Here is a 6,570-nt window from a genome sequence, read left to right on the forward strand (position 1 = left end):
AATACTTTTTTTCGATTTAATCTCATGTGTGTCCTCCAAATACAAATAAATGTGTCGTAAACAACCTATTTCTAGACTCCAAAAGATGACAATACTCTCTCCATGGCTTCCAGAAACGCCGCCTAAGGAAATCCTTAGCATATCTTTGCCGACATCGTTAGAGAAAAACTTAAGCAAATTATTTTGTTAGCTGCGGTTTGTGGCGGTTAAATAGTAATAAATAGCTGTATGAATATATTTCCAAAAAAAATTTACATATTTCCCTACAATTTTGCATCCTAACAGACGGAAGTGAAATTTATTTACAGAATATTTCGATAAAGGCCGATTAAGGCATCAGAGTCTCTAAGATTTGGCGGCTGGTTTTTCTTGCAGCGAGAAAGTCTTAGGAGACCTCGAGGTTAACCCGTGAAGATTTTGAGAAAGGAAGAATTAGACAATGGCAAACGTAAGAAAATCTAAAAGTGGCGGTAAGAGCTTTGGCATAACGGCAAAGATACTCAGCCTCGGCGGAGCGCTGCTATTAATGATGGTTGGAACTCTTGGCTATGTATCCTGGGAGATAGATAAGCAAAGCCAGTTCCTCGATACAGAAATGAATGCGATGTTGCATGAGCAATCGAGAGCTTCTGACGGACAGTGGCAAGCATTTGTCGAGTCGACGCTCGTAAATAATATCATTCAAACCTATTTAGATATGAGTTACTGGTTGACTGATCTAGCTGCTAGTCTTTTAAGTGAGGCCGAGACGAACGCTGAAGCTAAACGAGAAGAGTTAAATAAGCTGCTTGCTGAGCTAAAAGTCACGAATTCACAGCTCGTTTCCGAGTTAGATCCGCTAATAAACTCGTATTACGAGACTATTATCAAGTCCGTTGATGCATATGCTGATGGAAATCGCGTTTTGGGAAACTCGCTGCTCTCGGAGGCTCGAAAGACTGCAATCACCGTAAAGGATAAGTTAGAGCGAACACGCGAAGCCGCGAAAGTTGCCGCGGATGCTGCAAAGAGCAAGGGGCATGAGTCAACGGAAAAGGCGAACGCATCGGCTAAACAGATAATTGGCAACAATAGTACGCTTAGAAATCTCTCGGTAGTAATGATAGGCGTTTCGCTTGTAGTTGGAGTAATTCTTTCGCTTTGGTTTGCAAGATATTTGTCTAATTCTATTAAGCACATTATGACAAGACTTAGCCAGGGGTCAGATGAAGTTAATGCCGCTGCAAACCAGGTAGCTTTAAGCAGTCAAACTTTGGCCAGTGGCGCGAGCGAGCAGGCTGCCTCTCTCGAAGAAACGGCGGCTTCCTTGGAGCAGGTATCTTCGATGGTTAAGCAAAATTCTGAGAACGCCGCTCATGCCGACACTCTTTCTACTAAGGTTAGGGAGCTTTCCGAGCATGGCGTTTCTGAGATGAATGAGCTAAATGATGCAATTGGCGAGGTGCGACGCGCTGCGGACGAGACTGCTGCTATAATTAAGACTATCGACGACATTGCATTCCAGACAAATCTTTTGGCGCTAAATGCTGCTGTTGAGGCAGCTCGTGCTGGAGATGCTGGAAAAGGCTTCGCTGTTGTGGCCGAAGAGGTTAGAAGCCTTGCACAGAGAAGTGCTGAAGCTGCGAAGACGACGACGGAAAAAATTCAGCGCTCTAAGGGGTTGGCTGATAATGGGGTTGCCGTTAGCGAAAGAGTTGCAAAGTCTTTGCAACAAATAAACGACAACGCCATTCAAGCAGCGGAGCTTGTGCGACAGATTGCGAACGCTAGCTCCGAACAGACCCGCGGCTTGGATCAAGTGAATATTGCAGTTACCGAACTCGATAAGCTAACTCAGCAAAATGCTGCAACTGCTGAAGAGTCTTCGGCTGCATCAAGCGAGCTTCTTGGTCAGGCTAGCAATGTAAATGGGATTGTGGGCGATCTGTCATGCCTAGTGGACGGCAATAAGGGTGGAACTGTTGGTGCAAATAGGGCAAAGAAAGTTTCGCCAAAGCAGAAGTCAATGGCAAACACAAAGGGTGGAGTGGTAAAGAAAACGGCAAAAGCTCCAACAGCTAAGGGTTCAGAAGGGGCAAAAGCGACTAATGGCGAGCTTGCTCCAGTGCCTGCGGGGCCAGTAAGTAGAGATGAGTTTGACTTACACGAAATGCACGACGAAAGCTGGTAGAATCTAATAGGCTCAAAATAATGCGCCGCTAGGTGTGGGAATTTAAAACGCCCTCACCTAGCGCAAAAAAGTTCCCGACAAATCAAAAGCTCCCAGTGCTCGATCGTCGAGTTTTAGGTTTTTTCTCACTATACTTTTAGTGATAGCGAAAGTACCTGGCTTTCCTTCGTCTTTTGACCAATTTTTTCGCTCGAGGAGCCAATTAGTAGTAATAGCGCTCCTTATGTTCTCTAAGGGAGAATCGATAGCAACTAGTGTTGGGTCAGTAGATATTTCGTCTAGTTGCTTCTCGGTTGCTAATGGAATAATGTCGACCGCGCCAACTCGCAGCGCACTTAGAGCAGAGCTATCATCCTCAAAGACTACAAACTCCACCAAAGCTGCTCTTGGAAAGCCTGGGCGGAAGTAATAATCACTCCGCTCTAAAACCACGATTTCGCCCGCCCTGTTTTCGCGCAATTGGTACGGCCCAAGCGATGTAAAAAGCGTGCCGCTTCCAAAGAGTTCTCCAAAGTTCTTGCTAATTCTAGTGTCGATAATGGGGATTTGGCTTAGAAATGTCAAAAAATCTTTGTCGCCATTCTGCAAATGAAACTTTATATTATCTAAGGAGTACTGCTTATAGTGAGATTCTCTTACATGGCTGACTCGAATGGATTTGATGTTTTGCAGTTTCCTGGCAATGGAATTAGACTTTTGCTGGGCTGTGGCCCGCTCAATTAAGAACTCAAAAGTCTTTTTTATGTCTGTAGCTGTTAATTCGCGGTTATCGGCGAAACGCAAATTGGGTCTAATGGCAAATTCCCAAGTTTTGTTTTCGTCTTGTTCGGCAAAACTACTAGCTATGTCTAGTTGTATGCTACCATTTGCGTCGATGCGCGTAAGTTTTGCTCCTAAGTTTGCAATTATTAGGCGGTTTACCGGATCGTCATAATTTAAGATATCTAGTTTGCTAACTAGATATGGGATGGCTACGCGCAGTCTGCTTTCCCCCAATATAAACATGTCTTTCTCGGCAGCAGAGGATGTTGGCAACCAAGCCATGATAGAAAAAACGGATGTTAAGAAGAGTTTTAAGCGAGATCCCGCAGAGAAATGAGACTTTGAATATATTTGTTTCATCGATTATTCGTTCCAAAAACCCGGGCCAATGTGTGCAGGGAGTTTTTAAACTTCGCCTTTTGATTAGTTCCATTGTAATTAACTTTTAGATAGCGAAACTCGCTCGGCGGGAAGTGGATGGCAAGTTTTTGTTTGCCGTCTACCATATAGCTTTCTATGCGCGTATCGCTGGTTATGGAATGGTAGCGAAGGTTGTCGTCACTTGCGAGCAGTGCAATTGAATTAGTGTCTAGATGGTTTCCTGTAAGGGAGTTTTCGAGGGTAAGAAGCTCAAGGGAAAAATCGGCCGGCAAAAAGAAGCCTATTGTCCTTGCGCGAATGTCGAGTTCTGCCACGCGATTGTCAACATCAGCAAGCCAGGCGTATAGCATGTTCGATTTTGGATTGTCGTCTTGTGCTAAAACAGATTTAAGTGTGCGCGGCTTCGACAAAACTTTTCTCTGGCTTAACAGCGAGCTCCACTCAACGCTGCCATCTTCTTCGTACAAATCTTCAAGAATTGCATCTAGTTGCTTTCTAAGTTTTTCGCTGCTGTTTGCGATAGAAAGGGAGCCTATTTGTTTGATGTAAGATGAAAAATTCTCGCGTGGCAGTTTGTTTAATAAATGCCTATCTATTAAATCCGTTATGGACGCATCCACCGCATCTTCAAACACCGAATTCCAGTTCCTGTAATCCACCGGCCGAAAGCTCTCGAAGTGCCATACCCACCTAGTTATGGCCGGGTAAGTTCTCGCAACGGCCGCCTTAAGGTCTTGTTTACTGTTAACTAGCTGATAAATGTAGTTCTGCTGTGCTTTTGTCAGGTAAGGATTAATCTGCTGGTATAAGCGCATTATATCCAACGCTTGATGTCTGTCGCCCATACTTAAAAATGCTAAGGCACCTAAATACAAGTCGGTTGTTGAAAATGGCGAAAGACCGAGTGCTAGTTTAACCCTCTGTCGCGGGGGTAATTTTTCCGCGAACACATCTGTTTTAATGTCTTCAATCACATCTTGAGCGCAAAGGTTGCGCGGAGATCTCAATATAGCGCTAATGTTAGCCCAAGCGATGTGGTATCGCGATGTGTTAGGACTAAGCTGAGTTGCTTTCTTAAAATGTAAAAATGCGCGGCAAAGAAACTCGGATTGACTTTTTGTTTCGCTTTCAGTCGTTAGCGAGCTTAAAAGTGCTCTTCCCAACATATAATGCGCCTCTGGCATTAACGACGCATATGCTGCTAAATTGCTAGAAAGGCGAACTAGTTCCGTTACTTGCTCGTCCAAGGAATCCTTGTCGAAACTAGTTCGGCTGTTTCCAAGAACTGCCGCCTTATCTACAACATTCTTTTGAAGTTCATTGGCGTATGCAGTATAAGTAGATTCTACAATGCCTAAGAGGCAAATTAGTAGTATTGCAAATTGTAGTGATGCTCTTTTTGTCACAGTTAACGAAGATACTCGAGGTAAATTTGAGATGCAAGCAGATTATCTGAACGAGCCTTTCTACGAGCTAAACGAATCCGATGAAGCGATAATCGTTAAGCCTATCAGGGAAAAACGGCACTGGGCTACTCGATATTCAGTTGTTTTTATTAGCTGCGTCTTAGCTGGGATGCCTTTGTTTTTTGGAGGCAAATCGGACGTGGCTATTACAGCCTTTAAACAAGGAGTTTTTGTGCTCGGCGCGGTCATTAGCATTTATTTCTTGTTTAAAGGAGAGGGAGAGGTTTTTTTGGTCTCGCTTGGACGTGTGGGGAAGAAGGCTTTTTTGTTTAGCGCTGCGTTTGTTTCTTTGGTCTTATTTCAAATTGCGCCGCTTCCACAGGGAATAGTTTCATTTTTGTCAAAGGCAGGGCATGAGATGTATAGGAGTGCGGAGGTTTTAGGTTTTTATCGCATCTCCGTTGAGGTTTACACTAGCATTGCACAGCTTTCGTGGACGGTGGCAGTTTTAATTTTTGGTTTGTGGATAGTTGCTTTACCTCGTGAGGACATTAATACCTCAATTTCTCATCACCATCATCGAAGATCGAAAAATGTCAAAAGCGAGAGATATGAGCGAGCGAGAAAGATCGACTATGTAGTAGATGTTTTGCAGAGAGCCATCATTTTTTCCGGTTTTTCTTGTAGCCTAATCGCCATTGTACATCTAGTAATGGATGAAGCCGATCTGTTTGGCATGTTTGAGCGGCCAAACGTCGGCGTTGGCGGCAATCGAGCTCATTGGCCTTTTCCTAACCCGAATCATTTAGCTGTGTTGCTTGAAGTTGCAGTTATTACTGCTTTCTCCCGTCTCCTTCGCACAAGTTACTTGTCGAGTATGAAGCTCAAATTTTCTAGAGATAGGCAGTTGTTAATGACGTTTATAAGAAATCCGGACAAGCTCAGATATCACATAGGGCAGTTTTTTGTGATTTTCGTCATGATGCTAGCAGCGGTGTTGAGTTTGTCGCGAATGGGCATTTCGCTACTCATGCTTGGTCTTTTAGTGGTTTGGAAAAGTTATGAAGGGCATAGGCAGAATGGAGGTGGGGCTTGTGAGTTGGATAGAGATACCGCTGTGTCATATGTTCAGGTTCTCTTCGAGAAGTTTTGGAAGAGAGCCAAGACTCCGTTATTGATATTTTTTGTAGGTGGGGTCATTTTGTTTTTTATTGGGCAGGGTGGGCGCGAATTGTTAACGAAGCGCATCGAATATGGCCTTGCGGCTGACCGCGACTTTTTGCGCTACGAACTAGCTAAGGGTTCGCTATCTGTTTTTGCGAGTTTCCCCATCTTAGGTGTTGGCTTAGGTTGTTGGCATTTGGCGGTGTTGCGTTATTTACCGGTGGAGCTCGCAGGTTGGACTATGGATTATGCTCATAATGACTATTTGCAGGTATTTGCCGAGACAGGAGCTATCGGTGCCATAATTGTTTGCGGGTTTTTGTTAGTTGTATTTCGACACAGCAAACGAGCTCTTGCTGAGTCCCGCTTAGTAGTCGATAGAATTCAGCTATTGGGGAGCACGGTAGCAGTCTTGCTGCCACTGTTGCATTCATTAGTCGACTACCCCATGCACATACCGGCTACGGCTATAACGATAGTGGCCGCGCTAGCAATTCATATGCGCCTAATCAATCGCGTTATGGAAGGGCCCAAACCGCAGTCTGAGTGAACGGACGATAACAATTATACCATTTACAAAAAGGATTTTTGTAAATGGTATAAACAGCAAGTGCGTAAGCACTTGCCAATAAACAACAAATACCGTTTCCAAAAAGTAAAATATTTAACTTACTTTTTGGAAACGGT

General features: G+C 44.1%; 4 protein-coding genes. 2 read left to right on the plus strand and 2 right to left on the minus strand.

The genetic code is table 11. The features are described from left to right. Positions 1–439: 439 nt before the first annotated feature. On the plus strand, positions 440–2,170 hold the full coding sequence (locus IT291_10505) for a methyl-accepting chemotaxis protein (GenBank protein ID MCC6221658.1): 1,731 nt from the start codon (positions 440–442) through the stop codon (positions 2,168–2,170). Positions 2,171–2,227: 57 nt separating this feature from the next. Here the strand turns inward: IT291_10505 and IT291_10510 are convergent, their stop codons facing one another. Both IT291_10510 and IT291_10515 read right to left on the minus strand, forming a co-directional pair. Then, the gene (locus tag IT291_10510; GenBank protein ID MCC6221659.1) at positions 2,228–3,292 is read right to left on the minus strand and encodes a hypothetical protein; all 1,065 of its coding nucleotides are present in this window, start codon (positions 3,290–3,292) and stop codon (positions 2,228–2,230) included. Next, complete coding sequence (locus IT291_10515) at positions 3,289–4,719, minus strand: hypothetical protein (protein MCC6221660.1); 1,431 nt, start codon at positions 4,717–4,719, stop codon at positions 3,289–3,291. The genes IT291_10510 and IT291_10515 overlap by 4 nt, the downstream gene beginning before the upstream one ends. Positions 4,720–4,750: 31 nt before the next feature. Between IT291_10515 and IT291_10520 the strand changes: the two genes are divergently transcribed. Next, positions 4,751–6,433, plus strand: coding sequence for an O-antigen ligase family protein (locus IT291_10520; protein ID MCC6221661.1), 1,683 nt, complete (start codon positions 4,751–4,753; stop codon positions 6,431–6,433). Positions 6,434–6,570: the final 137 nt, after the last annotated feature.

The sequence above is a fragment of the Deltaproteobacteria bacterium genome, from assembly GCA_020845775.1.
Classification (GTDB): Bacteria; Bdellovibrionota_C; UBA2361; order SZUA-149; family JADLFC01; genus JADLFC01.